Consider the following 2,762-nt stretch of genomic DNA (forward strand, 5'->3'; position numbering starts at 1 on the left):
AGCAGAGGATCAGGAACCCCAGGCTGAGCAGCGCAAGCACGATCTGGCAAAGCAGCGGATCGGGGTCCTTGGTGTACCGCCAGAACAGGATCACATGCGCGACGAGCACCAGAATTCCGCACGCCACCGTCAGCACGAAACCTGCCTTGGGTGCGGTGAACCAGATCGCAAACATGGTGACGCTGAGGCATATGCCCGACAGCGCGGCTGCGAGCAGGAGCGAACTGAAGTCCAGCATATCGGGCAAGGGCCTCTCGAGCGTCGGCGGTTGCGCTGCATTCTAGGTCAGCGGCTGCCCCCAGATACGGATTTTCAGGCGATCCATCGATGCAACCTGCAGATAGGGTTTACAAAGCGTCGATGGCACGTGTCCCGAAACCGGACCATTGGACGCGAGATCAACCCTTGTTCAGGAGAGCGAGGTTGGCGTTGACGACGGTGGGATCGGCCATGCCGGCCTTCGCTTCGAGCAGCAGCGCCTTGGCCTTCTTGCGATTGCCGCGCAGCAGTTGCGAATAACCCATATTGTTGACGATCTGCGGCCTGCGACCGGCGACTTTCAGAAGCTGGCCGTAGGCACGGTCGGCGAAGTCGAAGCGGCCGAGTTCATCATAGGAAGCCGCGAGCCCCATCCAGGCCTCCGCATTGTCGGCCTTCAACTCGACGGCCTTGCGGAAGTGCTTTTCGGCGAGGCCGTAATTGGCGTCGCGAAACTGCGCCTTGCCTTGCGCCAGATCGGAGGTTTCGGTGTCTTTAGCCGCCGGTTGGATGGCGGTGGTCTTGGTGGTGTCGACGCCACTCGTCGAACAGCCAGACATCATCAAGACGGCCGCCATCGTGGCCATTGCCGGGAAATTATTGTGACGCATGCCCCTGCCTCATCGCCCGATTTGCCGGGTCGTTCTTCAGGAAACACAATATATCAGCGGCGATTAAACTTCGGTGCCGAAACGCCGCCAAAATTCGGCTTCGGGCACACCAGCCATTAACCACCAGGCCGCGGTGCTTCAGTCGCAGCCAGCGGCGTCCTCACGGCTCCAGGGCTTTGAGCCCCGCAGGAGCCGTATACCGGCTGCCGTCATAGCGCAGCCGGTAGGTTTGGCTCACGGACTTGCCGGGATGGGACTGGCACTCGCCATCCTTGTCGGGCAACGGATTGTCGGTATCCATTCGCTCGACCACCGTTATGTCGTGGTAGCCATGATGTTTGGCCGGGCTCATCGCCAGGCTAACCCGACTGGTATGGAAGGATCCGGCGCAATTGGTATCACCCTCGCCGCCATTGCCGGCCACGACCAGGCCATCGAGCACCATCCTCAGGGAATCGCCATCGACGGCATAGAGCCGCAGGTCGGTTTCACTGAACGGATTAGGCAGCGAATTGTTTGCCATTTCGATGCGCAGGCCAAAGGCAGTAACATCGGGCGCCAGCGCATAGCGGCCGGTATCAAGCTCCACCTGGCGGATGGCGATGGCATCATCATTCATCAGCCCGGGCTGGAGCAGGCGCTGGCGCACCTGCCGGCTCTTCCTGTCGACAATCAAAAGCTCGATATCGCCGGCATGCGCGTAGTCGCTGGGTTGGGACCCGTCCATCAGCGGCACTGCGACCAACAGCAGGTCGTCATGGGCGGGCCAGATCTTGCAAGCCAGCCCTGGCGGATCGCCATACGCGAATGTCAGGGCAATGCTGGTGTGGGGTTCGAGCGTGAACGAGGTGCCGTCGGCGCTCTTTCGAGCTTTGGGATAGGCCTGCTGCACCAAGGCGGCGGCATCGCCGCAATCGCCGGCCACGGCCCAGGCGGGCGACAGGCTGGCCGCGGCAAGGCCAAGGAAGAGGGTGCGCAGCAGCATGGACTTTCTCACCTGCAAAGCCGGGTTCGGTCAGAACAATGGTTTGTCAGCCCCTTGCTAGGGCTTTTGTGGAGCGCTCGCTAGTGCGCCGTCATTTTGACGATGACTGGAATGGCCGCGATCATCAGCACCACCGGCAGGATGCACACAACCACGGGCACCGACATCTTGGCAGGCAGAGCGTGCGCCTTTTCCTCGGCCAACGACATACGCTTATGGCGCATGTCGTCGGAGAAGACGCGCAGCGCCCCCGACAGGCTGGTGCCGAGTTCCTTGGACTGCTGCAGCAGCGTGGCGAAGGAACGCACCTCGTCCAGGCTGAGGCGATCGGCGAGCGCCTTCAGCGCATCGTCGAGGCTGCGCCCGGCCCTCAGCTCCAGCGACACCAGCTGCAGGTTCTGGCTGAGCGCGGGATAAGTCTTGGCGAGTTCCTTGGAGACGCGCTCTATGCCTGCCTCCATGCTCATGCCGGCATCCGAGCAGACAATCATCAGGTCCATGAAATCGGGAAACCCGTTGCGGTACTCACGCCTGCGTTCCCGCACTTTCTGGCTCAGCATCAGGCCGGGCAGGAAATAACCGGCCGCGCCCGACAGGATGACGAATGTCCAGCGGCTGGCCATCGTTGCGTCCGGACTGGCCATCCAGCGGTTGAGCACAAACACACCGATTGCCGTGCCGATCATCGCGGTGAACCGGATCAGGAAGAACGTACCGACAGCGCGCGGCTCCATGTAGCCCGCCTGGATAAGCTTCATGCGCAGCCGCGCGACATTTTCCGGATCGCTCCTGGCGTAGAATTCCTGCGCCCGCTTCACCGCCTTCTCGCGCACGATGCCGGTATTCTTCTTTTGCACCGGCTCCGGTTTGGCGGCCACGGGACCGTTGTCGACCCTGAGCCGGCGCAT

The 2,762-nt window shown here is 62.0% G+C and carries 3 protein-coding genes and 1 pseudogene; all 4 read right to left on the reverse strand.

Annotated elements, in window-relative coordinates:
* A pseudogene (locus tag EN969_RS25480) lies at positions 1-238 on the reverse strand (GGDEF domain-containing protein); the annotation flags it as partial.
* A 160-nt stretch (positions 239-398) separates the two neighbouring features.
* A complete protein-coding gene (locus tag EN969_RS25485; protein ID WP_013531956.1) occupies positions 399-869 on the reverse strand; it encodes a hypothetical protein in 471 nt (156 codons plus the stop codon).
* Between the two features lie 160 nt (positions 870-1,029).
* Positions 1,030-1,854: a hypothetical protein gene (locus tag EN969_RS25490; protein WP_013531957.1), complete on the reverse strand. Its 825-nt coding sequence runs from the start codon at positions 1,852-1,854 to the stop codon at positions 1,030-1,032.
* An 80-nt stretch (positions 1,855-1,934) separates the two neighbouring features.
* Positions 1,935-2,762 (reverse strand): type II secretion system F family protein (locus EN969_RS25495; protein ID WP_164758479.1); only part of this gene is annotated, 828 nt, incomplete at its 5' end.

This window comes from Mesorhizobium sp. M7A.F.Ca.CA.003.01.2.1, assembly GCF_003998945.1.
GTDB lineage: Bacteria > Pseudomonadota > Alphaproteobacteria > Rhizobiales > Rhizobiaceae > Mesorhizobium > Mesorhizobium ciceri.